Annotated in this window: 15 protein-coding genes and 1 pseudogene; 13 read left to right on the forward strand and 3 right to left on the reverse strand. The window is 62.6% G+C overall.

What is annotated here, in order from left to right; genetic code table 11:
• Positions 1–194: 194 nt before the first annotated feature.
• The 3 genes and pseudogenes from NKI59_RS22830 to NKI59_RS22840 all read right to left on the reverse strand — a co-directional run.
• A pseudogene (locus tag NKI59_RS22830) lies at positions 195–971 on the reverse strand (adenylate/guanylate cyclase domain-containing protein); the annotation flags it as partial.
• Between the two features lie 395 nt (positions 972–1366).
• Positions 1367–3124 (reverse strand): adenylate/guanylate cyclase domain-containing protein, encoded by a 1758-nt coding sequence (locus tag NKI59_RS22835; protein WP_352707079.1) that lies wholly within the window; start codon positions 3122–3124, stop codon positions 1367–1369.
• Positions 3125–3418: 294 nt separating this feature from the next.
• The gene (locus tag NKI59_RS22840; RefSeq protein ID WP_352592441.1) at positions 3419–4534 is read right to left on the reverse strand and encodes a hypothetical protein; all 1116 of its coding nucleotides are present in this window, start codon (positions 4532–4534) and stop codon (positions 3419–3421) included.
• Between the two features lie 521 nt (positions 4535–5055).
• Between NKI59_RS22840 and NKI59_RS22845 the strand changes: the two genes are divergently transcribed.
• The 13 genes from NKI59_RS22845 (at position 5056) to NKI59_RS22905 (ending at position 19035) form a co-directional block, all read left to right on the forward strand.
• The gene (locus NKI59_RS22845; protein WP_352592444.1) at positions 5056–6183 is read left to right on the forward strand and encodes a transporter substrate-binding protein; all 1128 of its coding nucleotides are present in this window, start codon (positions 5056–5058) and stop codon (positions 6181–6183) included.
• The gene (locus NKI59_RS22850) at positions 6180–6782 is read left to right on the forward strand and encodes an ANTAR domain-containing response regulator (RefSeq protein ID WP_352707082.1); all 603 of its coding nucleotides are present in this window, start codon (positions 6180–6182) and stop codon (positions 6780–6782) included. The genes NKI59_RS22845 and NKI59_RS22850 overlap by 4 nt, the downstream gene beginning before the upstream one ends.
• A 19-nt stretch (positions 6783–6801) precedes the next feature.
• Positions 6802–7668, forward strand: coding sequence for an ABC transporter permease (locus NKI59_RS22855; protein WP_198023515.1), 867 nt, complete (start codon positions 6802–6804; stop codon positions 7666–7668).
• The gene (locus NKI59_RS22860) at positions 7665–8585 is read left to right on the forward strand and encodes an ABC transporter permease (protein WP_352635303.1); all 921 of its coding nucleotides are present in this window, start codon (positions 7665–7667) and stop codon (positions 8583–8585) included. The genes NKI59_RS22855 and NKI59_RS22860 overlap by 4 nt, the downstream gene beginning before the upstream one ends.
• A gap of 90 nt (positions 8586–8675) precedes the next feature.
• Positions 8676–10262, forward strand: coding sequence for an ABC transporter substrate-binding protein (locus tag NKI59_RS22865; RefSeq protein ID WP_502901093.1), 1587 nt, complete (start codon positions 8676–8678; stop codon positions 10260–10262).
• Complete coding sequence (locus tag NKI59_RS22870) at positions 10252–11196, forward strand: acetamidase/formamidase family protein (protein ID WP_352592455.1); 945 nt, start codon at positions 10252–10254, stop codon at positions 11194–11196. Before NKI59_RS22865 ends, NKI59_RS22870 begins: the two co-directional genes overlap by 11 nt.
• On the forward strand, positions 11193–12989 hold the full coding sequence (locus NKI59_RS22875; RefSeq protein ID WP_352592458.1) for an ABC transporter ATP-binding protein: 1797 nt from the start codon (positions 11193–11195) through the stop codon (positions 12987–12989). Before NKI59_RS22870 ends, NKI59_RS22875 begins: the two co-directional genes overlap by 4 nt.
• 204 nt (positions 12990–13193) lie before the next feature.
• Complete coding sequence (locus NKI59_RS22880; RefSeq protein WP_352707085.1) at positions 13194–14078, forward strand: dihydrodipicolinate synthase family protein; 885 nt, start codon at positions 13194–13196, stop codon at positions 14076–14078.
• Positions 14079–14117: 39 nt separating this feature from the next.
• Positions 14118–14777 (forward strand): GntR family transcriptional regulator, encoded by a 660-nt coding sequence (locus NKI59_RS22885; protein ID WP_023674176.1) that lies wholly within the window; start codon positions 14118–14120, stop codon positions 14775–14777.
• Between the two features lie 61 nt (positions 14778–14838).
• Positions 14839–16176 (forward strand): extracellular solute-binding protein, encoded by a 1338-nt coding sequence (locus tag NKI59_RS22890; RefSeq protein ID WP_023674177.1) that lies wholly within the window; start codon positions 14839–14841, stop codon positions 16174–16176.
• A 35-nt stretch (positions 16177–16211) separates the two neighbouring features.
• Entirely contained in the window at positions 16212–17114 is a 903-nt protein-coding gene (locus NKI59_RS22895; protein WP_352592669.1) for a carbohydrate ABC transporter permease, read from the forward strand.
• On the forward strand, positions 17115–17936 hold the full coding sequence (locus NKI59_RS22900; RefSeq protein WP_023674179.1) for a carbohydrate ABC transporter permease: 822 nt from the start codon (positions 17115–17117) through the stop codon (positions 17934–17936).
• Positions 17937–17976: 40 nt separating this feature from the next.
• A complete protein-coding gene (locus NKI59_RS22905) occupies positions 17977–19035 on the forward strand; it encodes an ABC transporter ATP-binding protein (RefSeq protein WP_352592463.1) in 1059 nt (352 codons plus the stop codon).
• Positions 19036–19040: the final 5 nt, after the last annotated feature.

The raw sequence follows: 19040 nt of genomic DNA on the forward strand, positions 1-19040 counted from the left end.
GCTGCGTGTCATGTGATTTCGGAGTGGTGAAGTAGCCGCGTTACCTACGCGCCCGGCAATTGGATGGGCAGGGGTCCTAAGAGGAAACAGGCGGCGAAATGGGGCAATGTATTTCTCTAGGGCTGCCGGTTGGTAGACCCGACGCCGCCGACGCGCATATGATTTTCCACGATCCGTGCACCGGGCACACCTGATCCCCGCCCCCGAGTCACCTTGCGGATATCCGGCGCCTTGCCCTTGTAGGCGAAAGAGGAATTCCGGGCGATCACGAAAAGGCCCGAGACCTTTGAGAGATCGGTGATGATGTCCTCCGTGATGCCGTCGGCGAAATAGCCCTGCTCCGGGTCGCCGGACATGTTGTCGAAGGGCAGGACGGCTATCGACGGCTTTGCCGGAAGCCGCGGCTGGGCTTCGACGGCAGCCTTGACGGCACCGTCCGCGCGGTTCGGCGACCAGGTCCAGATATGCACCGGGCGCTCGATGTTCTTGACCTCGTGATGGCCGCTGTCGACGAAATCGACCCCGATGCGGCCGTGCAGATGTTCGCGAACGCCATCCGAAATCGCCACGCCCCCAAGATCGGCGAGCGTCTCGAGGCGGGCGGCCACATTGACCCCGTCGCCGTAGAGATCGCTGTCGTCGACCATCACGTCGCCGAGGTTGACGCCGACGCGAAGCACGATGACGCGGTCCGGCGGCACGTTTTCGTTGGCGGCGGCCATGGCCTGCTGAAGGGCGGTGGCGCATTCGACGGCGTTGACGGCGCTGCCGAACTCGACGAACACGCCGTCGCCGGTCCGCTTGAAGACACGGCCCTGATGGCGTTTGACAAGCGGCTCCAGCACATCCTTCCACCGCGCCATGAGCTGCGTGTGCGTAGCCGTTTCGTCGCGCTCCATGAGCCGGCTGTAGTCGACCACGTCAGCGGCCAAAATGGCAGCAAGCCGGCGTCGGATGGATTCGTTGGCCATATGCAAGGGCGCCTTCCTTGCACCCATTGGTCAAACTTTACTGGCGTCTTGCTTCCAAGTCTATTCGGCTTGAAGCTGGCCTTGGTTGACATCCAGCGTTCATTGCAGTGCGCGCAAACCTCCGCTTGTGTGGCGCGTTTTCCCGTTGAAGGGACGGATCGGAATTTCCGCTCTCCACCACCCCAGCCAGCCTTTCGACGCTCGTTTCTGGCGTTCTGCGGCTCAGGTGTTTGAACCAGGGACGCGCCAGGAGCGGAAGCTTAGCAGGGGTCACGCCAGCGCCGAGTTAGCGCTACGAAGCAGACCTTCAGCCTGGCCCGGAAGCGGGGCCCGGCTTACCAAGTGGCATATCCAGGAAGCGCGTCCCCCTCCTCAGCTCGGCACCGTTTTCGGCTCTACGCTATACCTGCGCGACGAGCCCCTTCCTTAATCGCAGCGAGGGCCAGAGGATTGGTGACGGGATAGGTTCGGATGAAGTTCTCGACGGTGAACCTTGGAAACTCGACGGCAATCCGCCTGGCGATCGACTGCGCCTGCGCCGGCTCTTCGAGCAGCGCGTGACACAGGGCACGGAACATCAGAGTGACGGGAATATCCGGCGGACTTTGGCGCAGCGACGACAGACTGTCGGCATAGCGACCGGCGACGAACCGCGCCCGGGCGAGCTGCGCGTAGTACCAACTCGGAGCCTGCGGATTGAGGCGAAGCGCCCGTTCGGCAAGAGCACAGCCTTCTTCCGGATTTCCACACACGAGAGCTCGGCTTGAGGCAAGCATCGACAGCACATCGGCGTCATTGGGTGCCAGGGCCAGCGCCCGGTCGTATTCCTCTGCGGCCCCGCTGATATCGCCGCCAATGGCGCGGAGAGCGCCCATGTAAAGGCGCGTCATCGGATCGGTAGGGTCGAGCGCCAGAGCCTTTTCCACGCATTCTCGCCAGCGCTCGACCGAAGCGGCTGAATCTGGCGTGAAGGCATTGAAGGCATCGACCGCATGTGCCAATCCCAACGTCATCCAGGCCCGCGCGAAGCCGGGGTCGAGTTCCACCGCGCGGGACAGCATGCGTATGGCTTCTGCCCTCGCATCGGTCGTGAATCTGTCGTGCAGTTCCACCCCGAGTAGATAGCAGTCGTAAGCACCCAGGCTCGAGGGAGGCTTCCGCCGAGCCACCTCACGCCCGAGATTGGCGAGCTTGCCGAAAGTGCCTGCCAGGGCATTGATGACGTTCTGTGTGATGCTGTCCTGCATGAGAAAAAAATCATCGGTCGACTCGTCGAACCGCGCCGACCAAAGGTTGGCTCCGGTCCGGGTGTCGACCAGCTGCACCGCGACGCGGACACGCTGTCCGATCGCCTGGAGGGTGCCTTCCAGCAGGTAATCGGCGTTCAGTTCCCGTCCAACCGAGCGTGTGTCGCTCGCCCGTCCCCGATAGGACTGCATGGTCTGGCGCGAAATGACCGCAAGGTCGGGATAGCGCGCTAGGTCGCCGACCATGTCGGCCGACAGGCCGTCTGCCAGCCGCCTCCAGCCGTCGTCGGCGCTCAGGTTTTCGAACGGCAAAACCGCAATTACCGGCGGCTTACTGTCGTCGCCGGCAGAAAGGCCTGGTTTGGCACCGACGATCTTGCCCGCAGTAGCGGGGTCGATCAAGACACGGTACACGCGAACAGGTTCGGCGATACTTTTCATTTTCTGCACGCCGAGTGAGGCAAAGCCGATCGGCACCTTTCCCCTCACATGGTCGCAGGCGGTGGCGGAAATCGCGATTCCTCCAGGTTCCGCCAGCCCTTGCAGCCGATCGGCGATGTTCACCGCATCGCCGTGGATGTCGTCACCCTCAACCATAACATCGCCCAGATTGATGCCGATGCGGAAATCAAGCCGCCGTTCTGGCTGCGTGAGAACGTTCACCTCCGCCTTCCGTTGCTGGATTTCGACCGCGCAGCGTAGGGCGTCGACCACACTGTGGAACTCGACCAGCATCCCATCTCCCATGGTTTTCACCAGGCGACCATGGTGCGCAGCGATCCTTGGCTCGAATACTTCGTTCAGGTCGGTTCGGAAAAGCGCACGCGTACCCTCGTCGTCGATCTGGCTCAAGCGGCCATAGCCGACGACATCGGCAATCAGGACGGCTGCGAGATGACGTTCCATCCCTCAATCCTTCGCGGATTGTTACCCGCTTTCCAAGCTTACAGCAGGTCGCAGGTTGATGCCATTGCCGCCGCCCCTGAAAGACAGCTTTTCGGGTCTGTGTACCTGCTGCATGAGAGCCCGAATATCGGACAAGGGTCAGATCGCGTCATGCGACGCTCCCAACTGGATGACGGCAAAGGGTCGAACTCGGTCGTTCAGAGTGATTGGGTTTTGACCCAAGCATTTTGCAGCCAAGTGGAACGCGGCTAAAACAAATAGATAGAGCGGGATTGAACTTGAACGCATCCCGCCTCAGCTGAAGCGGCTACCGATCAGCCGGCTCCACTGCTCGCCCGCAAGCCCGTTCAGAAAGACTTGCGAGTTCTTCATCGCGTCCAAAAGCTCTGGATCACGTGAATGTACCACCGTTGAGGCAACGGTCAGGAAAGCAATGCGTCGTCCAAGCATCGCCTCCAGAAGTGCAGGTTGAATGCGTCCGCGCAGGCCGCTGACGCCGCGCGTGGCGGCGTGATCGATCAGGCAGTCAATCACCGGGCCCGCCTGGCCGGGGAGGGCGAAGATTTGCAGCACGCGACCAATTTCATACTTTCGTGCGTAATAGGCGAAAGCGCCGACATTGGTGCCGACTGGCGACGTCACACAAACGTAGACAAGCTCGCCCAGATCCGGTTTTTGTGCCGCATCGGTCAGGATGTGGTCGAGTTGGTCTTCCGTCCATTCCGGGCGCAGGGCGAATTGAGCGGTAAACGGTTCGATGAGCCTGGCAAATGCGTGGCTGTCGATTTCGGATGTACGAAATGCTCCGTGGCCTGCCCCGTCCACCGCCACACCCGACCAGCGTCGTTCGCTGGACGTCATCCTTCTGCAGTAAAATCGGTCGACTGTACGCGCCAGCGGATTGAGCATTCGCGCAAGCGCCATGCGATTGGCGGAAAGGCTGAGCATGAAGGCCGCGGGGCGCATCACGCGGACCCAGTCAAGGCTGTATTGCGGCAGGACCACGCCGCGCAGCCGGGTCCACAATTTCACGGAAATATCGTTGGCCGTCTCGCTGAAGGAGATGTCCTGCGGACCATCCAGGTAAGCTTTCAGCAAGCGGGCGCCGGCCAGCGGGTCGTGCTCATGGTCCTCGACCATGAGCGAGCTACAGATGGCCGCGCGTAGTTGTCGGCCGTTGAACGTCATCGGCAGGACGTGGACGCCGACAAATCCGGAGACGCGACCGGCGTCGTTGACATGGACAAGCGACCGGAGGTTGTCTGCGCAACCGGGCGCATCCAGATAAAACCGTTTCATGTATTCCACGAGAGAGGCCGGCGCTTCGGTCCTCTCCTTCAACAGCACGCGCTGAAACATGTTCGCAACTGCCGGGAGGTCGGCGCCTTGCAAGGCGCGAATGACGCTCAAGCCCGGCTCCCGCCACCAAAGTCCCATCCACCGAGCTTTCGGGCCAAGGCGACGCGAGGCACGAGAACATCGGGCGCGCGTTCCAACTCGACGCCCATGAAGCCGTGCAACCTCGGCCAGTTGCGATCGCCCCGGTGACAGAACGGAGTGATGAATTGCTGCGGCAAGGTGGAACCCTTTGCTTGACCGACGAAAAACCGGCGTCATTGCTGCTAGCAGATTCAGGTAAACCGATATTAAAGTCGTTGCTTTGAATGGTAGCGAACCGGGTTTGTCCGGCCCCATCCTGGACATCAGCAATTTTGGTTCCTGGCGGACTCTACACGACCAGCGGCATGAGTTGCGTGCTCCGCGCCGAACCGTTTCGGCTGGCCAAAGTTTCGCGTGGCGGCTCTTGACTGGGAGCGCGGGCGTAATACGGTGAGGACAAATACCGGCTCTGACCGCCGGGCGGCAAGAATGCCTCGTATGCTCTCGCCTGGCGGCGGTGGCTGCGGGGCATTGTCATTTTGAGGCATTGCTTGAAACGGCATATCGAGATCGGCATTCTCTATTCGCGGTCCGGCAACTACCAGCTGGTGTCCGAATCCTGCCGTGCGGGTGCGATGAACGCCATGGCCGACGTCAACGCCGATCCCGCTATCCCATTCGAATTCATCCCGATCGAGCGCGACCCGCAGGGCAACATCGATCGCTATGCAAGCGGCTGCGCGGACATTCTCGCCAACAGCGGCGCGCGTCACATCATTGGCTGCGTCACCTCGTGGAGCCGCAAGGAGGTCATTCCAATCCTGGAGAGGGCAGGCGGCACGCTGTGGTACGCCTGCCCGTACGAGGGCTTCGAAGCCAACGAGCATGTCGTCTACACACACGCCTGCCCCAATCAGCATCTCGTACCGCTGCTTGCCTATGTCGTGCCTCGTTTCGCCGCCGACGGCTTCCTGCTCGGTTCCAACTACATCTGGGGTTGGGAGACCAACCGCGTGGCGCGCGACCTGATTGCGGACGCTGGCGGCAAGGTGCTGGGCGAACGCTATCTGCCGCTCGGCGAGGTCGATGTTGCGCGGCTGATCGCGGAGATACAGGCGACGAGACCTGATTTCATTCTGAATAATCTCATCGGCCCTTCTTCTTATGCCTTCATCGCTGCGTATGCGGAGCTTGGCCGGCGCGACCCGCATTTCAGGCCGGAGCGTTGCCCGATCCTGTCCTGCAATCTCACGGAATGCGAATTGCCGGCGCTCAACGGGGCAGGCGATGGCCACCTTTCCGTTGGGCCCTATTTTCACGACATCTCGGGGGCGGATCGCCGTGCGGCTCCAGTGCCTTCCGTCATGCCGGCCTCATCGTTCGAGGCGGCGGCTTATGCCTCGGTGCGCATGCTCGCCGAGATCCTCACCCGCAACCCCGGTGCACAATGGACGGACCTTCCCAAGGTCTTTACCGAAACGTCATTTCGAACGCCACTGGGCGACATCGCCATCGACCCGCAAACCCAGCATGCTACCTTGCCGGTGCTAATCGGACGTATCGATGGAACATCGTTCAAAACGGTCACGCTGACGAAGGGCGTGGCACCCGATCCCTACCTTTCCCGCTATGACCGGACGGAGACCTTCGGGCGGCCACGCCTGCGGGTGGTGTCGTGAGCAAGATGGCGCGTATCCCGAACCTTGGAGGCGCTAGGGCTTTTGTCCTGCATCGTCCACATCCGACCGTGCAGGCGATCACAAGGCAATTGTCGGCCATCGGCCTTGAGGCGATTGGCTTTTGGCCGGAACTGCCGGCCGAAGCCTTGGCGGCGGACTTCGTCTTCTTCGACGTCGATCTCGGCTTTGACGAACAATTTCCGTGGAAGCCGGGCGAGGCACCGATGCCGCTAATAGCACTGATCGGCTCCGAGGCGCCGGGGCGCGTCGAATGGGCATTGTCGCACAAGGCCGATGCGCAGTTGCTGAAACCGGTCGGCAATGCCGGCGTCTATAGCGCGCTTTTGATCGCAAGGCAGAGTTTCGAGGCGCGCAAGCTTCTGGCCAGCGAGATTGCCTCGCTTCGTCAGCGGGTCGCGGAGCGCCAGACCATCGTACGCGCGGTGGAGGTCTCGTCGAAGGGCGCCGAGGACGGCCGTGCCTATGCGCAGCTCCGCTCGCTGGCGATGAGCTGGCAAATCAGTGTCGAGGAAGCCGCGCGCAGGATCGTGGCGATGACACAAGAAGAAGGCGACGATGACCAATCCGATCGCGCCTGAGCTTTCGGCCGCCGGGCGTATGCCAGCCAAGCCTCGCGCCGGCGTCTGGCGACGTCTGCTAAAACGGCCTCTCGCTTTACTCGGCCTCGGGATTATTGCCGTTGTCTTGGCCGGCGCCATTCTTGCACCGTGGCTGACAGGCTACGATCCAAACGAGCAGATGTTCGACGGGCTCACGCTTGAAGGCGCACCACTGCCGCCGGGGGCCCAATTCTGGCTGGGCACCGACCTGCTTGGCCGCGACCTGCTGACCCGTCTCCTTTTCGGCGCGCGCACGTCGCTGATCATCGGCATCGTCGCCAATGGCGTGGCGCTTCTGATCGGCACGTTGGTCGGCATCACGGCCGGCTATTTCCGCGGCTGGATCGGCAGCGCGCTTATGCGTTTCACCGATTTGATGATGGCTTTCCCGGCGCTGCTGCTCGCCATCTGCCTGGCGGCGGTGCTCCAGCCGAGCCTATGGATCGTCGCCATGGTGATCGCATTGGTGAACTGGGTGCAGACCGCCCGCGTCATCTACACCGAGACAAGTTCGCTCTCCGAGCGCGAGTTCATCGATGCCGAGCGCACCATCGGCGCAAGCGCCCCGCGCATCCTGTTTCGTCATATCCTGCCGCACCTTTTGCCGACGATCATCGTCTGGGGCACGCTCGGCATCTCGACGACGGTGCTTCTTGAAGCGACGCTCAGCTATCTCGGCATCGGCGTGCAACCGCCGACTGCTTCCTGGGGCAACATCATCTTCGAAAACCAAACCTATTTTCAGGCAGCGCCCTGGCTGGTTTTCTTTCCGGGTGCGGCGATCCTGGCGCTGGCGCTAGCCTTTAACCTGGTCGGCGATGCGCTGCGCGACATCCTCGATCCGACGCAAAGGGGGCGGGCATGATCGCCTATCTCGGCCGCCGCGTTGTCCAGTCCGTGCTCATCTTGCTCGGCGTCTCCCTGATCACCTTTGCGTTGCTCTATCTGCTGCCCGCCGATCCCGTCCGCCAGATCGCCGGCCGCAGCGCCACGCCCGAGACGGTCGAAAACATCCGCCGGCAGCTCGGCCTCGATCAGCCCTTCGTCGTCCAGTACTGGCACTATCTGATCAGTCTGCTCAGCGGCGATCTGGGGCGCTCCTACATCCAGCGCTCGGAGGTCACGGAGCTTATCGTCTCGCGGCTGCCGGCAAGCCTGCTGCTGATGCTCGGCGCCATTGCTTGCGAAGTCGTGATCGGGCTGACGATGGGCCTCATCGCCGCCGTCAAGCGTGGCACCGCCACCGACCAGTCGCTGATGGTCGCCTCCTTCGTCGGCGTCTCGGCGCCGCAATTCGTTGTCGGCCTGCTGCTGCTTTATGTGTTCGCGGTGCGGCTCGGTTGGTTCCCGATCGGCGGTTACGGCACCTGGCGTCATCTGGTGCTGCCGTCGCTGACCATGGGAATTCTCGGTGCCGGCTGGTACGCCCGCATGATGCGCTCGTCGATGATCGACGTGCTGCGCCAGGATTACGTGCGTACCGCGCGTGCCAAGGGTCTTGCACGCAGCGCCATTATCTTCCGGCACGCGCTGCCCAACGCCATCCTGCCGGTCATCGCCATGATCGGCATCGACATCGGCATCTTCATGGGCGGCATCGTGGTTGTCGAAAGCGTGTTCGGCTGGCCAGGCATCGGCCAGCTAGCCTGGCAGGCCATTCAGCGCATCGATATTCCGATCATCATGGGGGTCACCCTGGTTTCGGCCTTTGCCATCGTGCTCGGCAATCTCCTGGCCGACACTGTCGCACCGTTCATCGATCCACGCATCAAGCTCAGATGAAAACCAAGAAAACCAGAGAAAGGGAACATGACATGAGAAAATATCTGATATCGACCGTGGCGGCATCGGCGCTTGCGGCTGGTGCTTGGCATGACAAGCGTACGCGCCGAAGACGCCGTCGATCCGAATGCCAAGCAGGGCGGCGCGATCACCATCACCTACAAGGACGACGTCGCCACGCTCGATCCGGCCATCGGCTATGACTGGCAGAACTGGTCGATGATCAAGAGCCTGTTCGACGGGCTGATGGACTACGAGCCGGGCACCACCAACCTGCGGCCCGACCTTGCCGAGAGCTACGAGATTGCGCCCGACGGCAAGACCTTCACCTTCAAGCTGCGCCACGGAGTGAAGTTCCACAATGGCCGCGAGATGACCGCCGACGACGTGAAATATTCGCTCGATCGGGTCACCAATCCAAAGACACAGAGCCCGGGCGCCGGCTTCTTCGGCTCGATCAAAGGCTATGACGACGTCGCTGCCGGCAAGGCGGAAAGCCTGGCGGGCATAACCGTCGTCGATCCCTACACGATCAAGTTCGAGCTGACCCGGCCCGACGCCACCTTCCTGCATGTCATGGCGATCAACTTCTCGCATGTCGTGCCGAAGGAAGAAGTCGAAAAATACGGTGCGGACTTCGGCAAACATCCGGTCGGAACCGGCGCCTTCAAGCTCGCCGAATGGACGCTCGGCCAGCGCGTGGTCTTCGAGCGCAACCCGGATTACTGGCACAAGGGTCTGCCGCATCTCGACAAGATCACCTTTGAGATCGGCCAGGAGCCGATCGTGGCGCTGCTGCGGCTCCAGAAAGGCGAGATCGACGTTCCCGGCGACGGCATTCCGCCGGCGAAATTCCAGGAGGTGATGGCCGATCCCGAGCAGAAGGCCCGTGTCGTCGAGGGCGGCCAGTTGCACACCGGCTATATCACCATGAATACCACCATGGCGCCCTTCGACAACGTGAAGGTGCGGCAGGCGGTCAACATGGCGATCAACAAGGACCGCATCGTCCAGCTGATCAACAACCGTGCGGTGCCGGCCAATCAGCCGTTGCCGCCGTCGATGCCCGGCTATGACAAGGCATTCAAGGGCTATCCCTATGACGTGGCCAAGGCCAAGGCCTTGCTTGCCGAGGCCGGGCATCCCGACGGATTTGACACGCAGCTGTTTGCCATGAACACCGATCCCAACCCGCGCATCGCGCAGGCCATTCAGCAGGATCTGGCGGCGGTCGGCATCAAGGCCGGCATCCAATCGCTCGCGCAGGCCAACGTCATCGCCGCCGGCGGCGACAAGGCCGGTGCGCCGATGATCTGGTCCGGCGGCATGGCCTGGATCGCCGACTTCCCCGATCCGTCGAACTTCTACGGCCCGATCCTCGGCTGCGCTGGTGCCGTCCCGGGCGGCTGGAACTGGTCGTGGTATTGCAACAAGGAGCTCGACGCCAAGGCGGCCGAAGCCGACTCCATCGTCGACCCGGCCAAGGCTGGCGACCGCGCCAAGATGTGGAGCGAGATCTACGGCAAGATCATGGAAGACGCGCCCTGGGCACCGGTCTTCAACGAGCAGCGGTTCACCATGAAATCAACCCGCATGGGTGGCGCCGACAACCTCTATGTCGACCCGGTCCACATCCCGATCAACTACGACAATGTGTATGTGACCGATGTGCAATAACTGCGACTACACCATCCACGGGCGCCACCATCATTTCGGCTGGGACAATTCCTTTGTCCCGACCGAACGGGTGGCGCCAGGGTCGACGATCGAGTTCCAGTGCCTGGACTCGTCCGGCGGGCAGCTGACGATGGAGAGCACCGTCGACGACGTTGCTTTGCTCGACTTTGCCAAGGTGAACCCGGTCACTGGGCCAATCTATGTCGACGGGGCAGAACCGGGCGATGCCCTGAAAATCACCATCGAGGCGTTCAAGCCGTCAGGCTTCGGCTGGACGGCGAACATCCCGGGATTCGGTCTGTTGGCGGATGACTTCTCTCAACCGGCACTGAATATCTGGAAGTACGACGCCGCCTCGCTCGAACCGGCGCTGTTCGGCAAGAGCGGCCGGGTGCCGCTCAAGCCCTTCGCCGGCACCATCGGCAATGCCCCGGCTGAGCCGGGTCTGCATTCGGTGGTCCCGCCGCGGCGCGTGGGCGGCAATCTGGACATCCGTGATCTCGCCGCCGGCACGGTTCTCTACCTCCCTGTGGAGGTCGCGGGCGCGTTGTTCTCGGTCGGCGACACGCACGCCGCGCAAGGCGATGGCGAGGTCTGCGGCACGGCGATCGAGAGCCCCATGAACGCCGTGCTGACGCTCGATCTGGTCAAGGATGCACGGCTGCGGACGCCGCGTTTCACAACGCCCGGTCCGGTGTCGCGGCATCTCGACGCCAAGGGCTACGAGGTGACAACCGGTATCGGGCCGGATCTGATGGACGGCGCCAGGAGCGCCGTTTCCCAGATGATCGACCTGCTCTCCGGCCGCTACGGCATGGATCCGGTAGATGCCTATATGCTCGTCTCGGTTTGCGGTGACCTGCGCATCAGCGAGATCGTCGACATGCCCAACTGGGTGGTTTCGTTCTACTTCCCCCGCTGCGTCTTTGAATGAAGGTGGAGGACATCAAACGATCCGGGCAGGCCGCCGCGGAGAGTGGCTCTGTCAGACCGGTACTCAGCGTCTCAGGTCTGAGCGTCGCCGTGCGCGGCGAGGAGGGCGAGCGCGACGTCGTTTCCGACCTGACATTCGGCCTGATGCGCGGCGAAACGCTTTGCATCGCCGGCGAGTCCGGTTCCGGCAAGTCGATGACGGCGCTGGCCATCATGGGCTTGCTGCCGCAGCCGGCGGCACGCATCGGATCAGGCTCCATCCGGCTCGGCAATCAGGATCTCGCGGCTCTCAGCGAGAGCGGCATGCGCCGCATCCGCGGCGACCGTATTGCCATGATCTTTCAGGAACCGATGACATCGCTCAATCCGGTTCTGTCCATTGGGCGGCAGCTCACGGAGGCGATCGAGGCACACACCTCGCTGTCGCGCTCCAACTCGCGGCTGAGGGCGCTCGAGGCGCTGAAGGCAGTCCGAATTCCGGATGCCGAACGGCGGCTCGAGCACTATCCGCACGAACTGTCAGGCGGCATGCGCCAGCGCGTGATGATTGCCATGGCTCTGGCCCTGAACCCGGACGTGCTGATCGCCGATGAGCCGACGACCGCCCTCGATGTTACGGTTCAGGGCGAGGTGCTGGAGCTGCTGCGCGACCTCCAGCGCGAGCACGGCACCAGCGTCATCCTGATCACGCACGACATGGGCGTCGTCGCCGAGATGGCGGACCGCGTCATCATCATGCGCGATGGCCGGATGATCGAGCAGGGCAGGGCGGCTGACATCTTCAATCGCCCGCAGGCCGACTATACACGCGAGCTTCTGGCCGCCGTGCCGCGTATCGGCGGCGGACGGACGGCCGAAGGCCGACAAGATGCCGCCAACATGCCGGCCGAGCTTGTATCTGTCAGCGATCTTCACGTCCGCTTCGACCTGCACGGCGGCTTCTTCGGCCGCGTTGACCGCAGGGTGCACGCGGTCGAAGGCGTGAGTTTCTCGATCGCGCCGCACGAAACCCTGTCGCTGGTCGGCGAATCGGGCTGCGGCAAGTCGACGACGGCCAAGGCGATCGCCGGACTAGTGCCTTTCACCGGCAGCATTTCAATCGGCGGCCACGACCTGTCGGCGCTCAGCCGCAAGGAGCGCAAGGCTGTCCGCCGCAATGTGCAGATGATCTTTCAGGATCCCTTCGCGTCCCTCGACCCGCGCATGCGGGTCGGCGATCTCGTCGCCGAGCCTCTGCTGATCCACGGCCTCGGCGACAGAGAGCAACGGCATGCCCAGATCGCCGCCCTGTTCGAACGCGTCGGCCTCTCCGCTGACCAGATGGAGCGCTATCCCCACGAATTCTCCGGCGGGCAGCGCCAGCGAATCTGCATTGCACGGGCGCTGGCGCTGCGACCAAAGCTGATCATTGCCGACGAGAGCGTCTCTGCTCTCGACGTGTCGGTGCAGGCGCGCGTGCTAAGATTGCTGAAGGAGCTGCAGCGCGAATTCGGCGTCGCATATCTCTTCATCTCGCACGACATGGCGGTGGTCGAGAACATCTCCGATCGCGTGGCGGTAATGTATCTGGGGCAGATCGTCGAGATGGGCACCCGCGACCAGATCTTCTCCAACCCGCGCCATCCTTACACAAAGCGGCTGATCGAAGCCGTTCCGGTTCCCGATCCAGGCCGGCGCCGCGCCAGGTTCGCCCGTTTGGACAGCGAAATTCCAAGCGCTGTGCGACGCATCGGTGACGAGCCCCGGAAACTCAAGCTCGAAGATGTTGGCGACGGCCACCTCGTCGCCACTTGATCGAGCTTAGGCTGCCTCGTCCAGCCAATCCCGCAGAGGCTCGGGGACAGCTGCATATGTGATGTTCGAGCGGCGGAAAATGATCGGCGATGGCGCTGCCGCGGCAGCGCCGTTCGGCGATGCCGAGTTGGCAAGATCACCCGTTTACATCTGACATGTTAGCGTGCTAACGCTACGTCCACATGGATTTCAACGGAGATCGCATTGGCTTCCCGCTTTGGTCTTTCGGTTGCCCTGACCACACCCTTCGACCCGTCGGGGCAGATAGCGCTCGCGCCGATGATCGCGCATGCCCGAGCCTGCCTTGGCGCCGGCTGCAGCAGCGCGACGCTGTTCGGCACCACCGGCGAAGGAGCCTCGGTCGGCACCGACGAGCGACGGATCGTCACCGAGGCCATGCTGGCGGCCGGTATTCCGCCACATCAGCTCGTCGCCGGAGTGCTGGTCGATGCAGCCGAAGATGCCGCCGATCAGGCCCGGCACGCTTTGCAGCGCGGCGTTCGCAACATTCTGCTCGCTCCGCCGAGCTACTTCAAGAATGTCGGCGAGGACGGGCTGTTCGGATGGTTTTCCGCCGTCTTCACCGCACTCGGTCCGCTGGCGCGCGACGTGCTGCTCTATAACATCCCCTCAGTCACCATGGTGCCGCTCCCGCTTGGGCTGATCGGCCGGCTGCGCGCCGCTTTTCCCGCTGTGGTGGCCGGGGTGAAGGATTCCGGCGGGGACTGGAGCTACAGTGAGGCGCTGCTTGAGGCGCACGGCGATCTGGTGATCCTCATCGGCGACGAACGGCATCTGGCGAGAAGCGTGCGCCGCGGCGGACAGGGCGCGATTTCCGGCATGGCTAATTTTGTTAGCGGCGAAATCCGGGCAATGGTCGAAAACGGGGGCGACGACCCACGCGTCGAAGACTTCGTGCTCGAATTGCTCAAATACCCGGTCACGCCGGCGGTGAAGGTCATGGTCGCGCGCAAGACCGGCGACGAGCGCTGGCTGGCGGTCCGCCCGCCCCTAGAGGCGATCGATCCGCAGGGACAGCGGCAGCTTGCCGCTGCCTACGACAGGCTGTTTGCGACAGAGGCGGCCTGACCGACAAGGCCGGGCTGACCGACAAGGAAGCGAGCTGAAGTGGAAGACGGCAGCGAACCGATCACTCTCCGGGAGAAGGCCTATGCCAGCTTCACGCGGCATTTGCTGGCCCGCGATCTGCGGCCGGGGCAGTTCGTGTCACAGCGCGAACTGGTCGCTTTCACCGGGCTGCCGCTGGGTGCCATTCGTGAGATCGTCCCGCGCCTCGAGGCCGAGGGATTGCTGACCACCATCCCGCAGCGCGGCATGCAGATCGCGCATATCGATATCAATCTGATCCGCGAGGCGTTTCAGTTTCGGTTGTTCATGGAACGCGAGGCAGTGGCGCTATTCACGACCAGCGCTTCTGATGCCGAACTTGCCCGCATGCGGCGCGAACATGAAGAGATGCTGGCTCAAGCTCTCGGGCAGGCGCCGACGCCGGAAATGGAAGCCAAGGCCCAGAACATCGACTGGGCGATGCACGACACCTTCATCAATGCGCTCGGCAACGAGATTATCGCCAAGGCCTATCTGGTCAACTCGGTGAAAATCCGGCTGATCCACCAGGAGCGTTTCCGCATCGACGGTCGTGTGGTGCCGGTGATGCGCGAACATTTGGCGGTCATCGAAGCCATGGAGAGCCGCAATCCGCAAAAAGCGGTTGAAGCGATCAGTCTGCATATCGACAATGCGCGCCGGCTGGCGCTCCAGATCTGAGGAAATATAGCCGCGCCGCGGTTCGCGTCGCATCCACAACGACAGCAACCGGGAGGAAGAAATGTCGTCCAATCTGTTCAACCCAACCAGGAGGCAACTCCTTGCCGGAACCGCGGCGCTAACCGCTGCCGGCCTTGTGGGGCTTCGCCCCGGCTTTGCCGCAGGCGTTGACTGGAAACGCTTTGCCGGGACGACGCTTGACGTCAATCTGGTGAAAAGCCCGCGCAGCGACACCATCCTGAAATATCTCGCCGAGTTCGAGGAACTGACCGGCATCAAGGTCAATGCCGAGGCAACGCCCGAGCAGCAGCAGCGCCAGAAGACGGTGATCGAGTTGAGCTCGGGCAAGCCGAGCTTCGACGTCGTGCATCTGAGCTACCACGTGCAGAAGCGCCAGTTCGAGAAGGGTGGCTGGCTGGCCGACATCGCCGGCTATCTCGCCGATCCGTCGCTCACCGACCCGGCGCTGGTCGAAAGCGACTTCGCCGAAGCCGGCATGCTGTTTGCCAAGGACGGCCAGGGCGTGCTGCGCTCGCTACCGTTCTCGGTGGACTACTGGATCCTGTATTGGAACAAGGAGCTGTTCGAGGCCAAGGGCCTCAAATACCCAGAGACCTTCGAGCAACTGGTGGCAGCCGCCGAAGCGCTGACCGACCCCTCGACCAATACATACGGCTTCGTCGCCCGCGGGCTCAAGAACGCAAACACGCCGGTGTGGACGTCGCTGATGCTCGGCTACGACATGACGCCGCTAGATGACAAGGGCAAGCTGCGCACCGAGGCTCCCGAGGCGATCGAGGCGGCCGCGCTCTATCAAAGATTGATGACCAAGTCCGCCCCTCCGGGCGTTACCGGGTTCAACTGGGCCGAAGCACAGTCGGCCTTCCTGCAGGGCAAGATCGGCATGTGGCTCGACGGCGTGGGCTTTGCCCCGCCGATGGAAAATCCGGAAAAATCGAGGGTGGTCGGCAAGGTCGGTTACGGCGTGATGCCCAAGGGTCCCAAGGCGCATGCCTCGGGCACCTTCGGCGACGGGATTGGCGTTACCGCCGCCAGCGAGAAGAAGGAGGCTGCCTATCTGTTCTGCCAGTGGGCGGTATCGCCAACCATGGGTGCACGGCTGTTGCAGGCCGGGGCCGGCGTTCCGTTCCGCAAATCCGTGCTGGAGGATCCCAAGGTGCGTGAAGGCGTCACCATGCCGGCAAGCTGGCTTGATGCCGTGGTCGGCTCGGGCAATATCAGTCGGCTGGCACTGCCGGTCATCATCCCCGTCACGGAATTCCGCGACATTTATGGCGTGGCGTTGACCAACATGATTGCCGGCGCCGATCCAGCCGCGGAGCTGAAGAAGGCCACCGAACAGTTCCAGCCGGTTCTCGACAGGAGCGAGCAGGGCTGATGTCGGCCACCACCCCAGAACAGACCGGGGTGACGATGCCGGTTATCGACGGGAGCCAGACGATCCGGCTGGCTCCCAACTACTGGCCTTTCGTTGTCCCCGCACTCGTCGTCGTCGGCGCCGTCATCGTTTTCCCCTGGGCTTTCACCCTGTGGATGAGCGTCAATCGCTGGACGCTCGGCCAGTCGCGGAGCTTTGCCGGGATGGAAAACTATCTCCGCCTGGCCAGCGACCCACGTTTCTGGGAATCCCTTGTTCATACGTTGACCTACACTTTCCTCTCGGTTGCAGCGCCGATGCTGCTGGGCACTCTGGCCGCCCTGATCTTCGATGCCAGGTTTCCGCTGCGCGGCTTGCTACGCGGCGTCTTCGTCATGCCGATGATGGCGACACCCGTTGCCGTCGCACTGGTTTGGACAATGATGTTCCATCCTCAGCTTGGCGTGCTCAACTACCTGCTGTCGCTGGTCGGCATCCCGGCTCAGGAATGGATATTCAACGCCAACACGGTCATCCCGTCGCTGGTTGGGGTCGAGACCTGGCAGTGGACGCCGCTGGTCATGCTGATCGTGCTTGGCGGGCTGGCCTCGGTGCCGCGCGAGCCCTTCGAAAGCGCCGAGATCGACGGCGCCAATGCCTGGCAGCAATTCCGCTATCTCACTCTGCCGATGATCGCGCCGTTCCTGATGATCGCGGTCATCATCCGCACCATCGATGCGCTGAAGAGCTTCGACATCATCTACGCGATGACCCAGGGCGGGCCGGGAACGGCGTCGGAGACCATCAACATCTATCTCTACAACACCGCCTTCTCCTACTACGATATCGGCTACGGCTCGGCCATGGCCGTGGTGTTCTTCATTGTCATCGTGGCCCTGTCGTTTGTCCTGCTGATGCTGCGCCAACGCTCGCAGTGGATCGATACGGAGGGCAAATAGATGAGTTCACGGCTGCTCAACCAGATCGGTCTGTTTTTCGCTGCCCTGGTTTTCGTTTCGCCGGCGATCCTGTTCTTCCTCTGGATGATCTCGCTGTCGCTGAAATTCGAGATCGACAACGGTGCCTATCCGCCGATCCTGATCCCCGAACGCTTCGCCTGGTCGAACTATGTAAAGGTGTTCGAGGAGAACAATTTCCTGCTCTATCTCTGGAATTCGGTTCTGGTGACCGGCACGGCGACCTTGCTGGCGCTGCTGATCGGCGTACCGGCCGGCTATGGCATCGCACGGCTCAAGGCTGAACGATCGGCGGTCGTCATCATGATCGCCCGCATGACGCCTGGGCTATCCTATCTCATCCCGCTGTTTCTGCTGTTCCAATGGATCGGGATACTCGGCACGCTGTGGCCGCAGATCATCATCCATCTGGTGGTGACGGTGCCGATCGTGGTGTGGGTGATGATCGGCTATTTCGAGACCACGCCGATGGAACTGGAAGAGGCGGCCAACATCGACGGCGCCAGCTCCTGGCAGGTTTTCCGGCTGGTTGCCCTGCCCATCGCCAAGCCGGGCATCGTCGTCGCCTTCATCCTGTCCGTGATCTTCTCGTGGAACAATTTCGTCTTCGGCGTGGTGCTCGCCAGCCGTGAGACGCGCACACTCCCGGTCGCCGTCTACAACATGCTGTCCTACGAGCAGGTCAGCTGGGGGCCGCTCGCCGCGGCGGCGCTGGTGGTGACGTTGCCGGTGCTGATCCTGACCATGTTCGCGCAAAGGCAGATCGTCGCGGGGCTGACCGCCGGCGCCGTCAAGGGCGGCTGAGGGCGCGTCCTGACATCACTCTTTTTCCAGGAAAGATCCAATGGCATCGGTAACAATCAACAACGTGCAGAAGGCCTTCGGGGCCACCAAGATCATTCACGACGTCAGCGTCGACATCGCCGACGGCGAATTCGTCATCCTGGTCGGCCCGTCGGGATGCGGAAAATCGACGCTGCTGCGCATGATCGCAGGCCTTGAGACGATCTCCGGCGGGAAGATCGCCATCGGCGAGCGTATGGTCAACAATCTGCGGGCACGGGACAGGAACATCGCCATGGTGTTCCAGAATTATGCGCTCTATCCGCATATGACTGTGGCCGACAATATGGGCTTTGCCCTCAAGATCAAGAGAGCCGATCCGGCCGACACCGTTGGCCGGGTCCGGAAGGCAGCCGGCATCCTCGGCCTGGAAAAGCTGCTTGACCGCTATCCGCGCCAGCTTTCGGGCGGCCAGCGCCAGCGCGTCGCCATGGGCCGCGCGATCGTACGCGACCCACAGGTCTTCCTGTTCGACGAGCCGCTCTCCAACCTCGATGCCAAATTGCGCGTCCAGATGCGCGGCGAGATCAAGGCCCTGCACCAGCGGCTGGGTACCACGACGATCTATGTCACGCACGACCAGATCGAGGCCATGACGATGGCCGACAAGATCGTCGTGCTGCATGACGGCCTGGTCGAGCAGATCGGCGCGCCGCTGGACCTCTACGACCATCCGGCCAACCTCTTCGTTGCCGGTTTCATCGGCTCGCCCGCCATGAACTTCATCGCCGGCCGCATCGAGGAGGGCGTGTTCCGCAGCGCCGGCGGGTTGGTCCTGCCGTTGCCGGAAGGCGCCCAGCCGGCGGATACCGCAGGACGCGAACTCGTCTACGGCATTCGCCCGGAACATATCCGGGCAACCGGGCAGGGCGTGCCGGGCACGATCACGCTTCTCGAGGCGACAGGCTCGGAAATCTTCGCCAGCGTCGACTGCTCCGGTGAAGAAATCTCCTGCCTCTTCCGAGAAAGGCTTGCGCTCAAGCAAGGCGAAGGGGTGCGGATCGAGATCGACCGCGCATGTGCGCATCTGTTCGACGCAGCAACCGGTCGGCGCATCTGACTCGG

Origin of the sequence: Mesorhizobium sp. M0598 (genome assembly GCF_040320865.1) — a bacterium.
Lineage (GTDB): Bacteria > Pseudomonadota > Alphaproteobacteria > Rhizobiales > Rhizobiaceae > Mesorhizobium.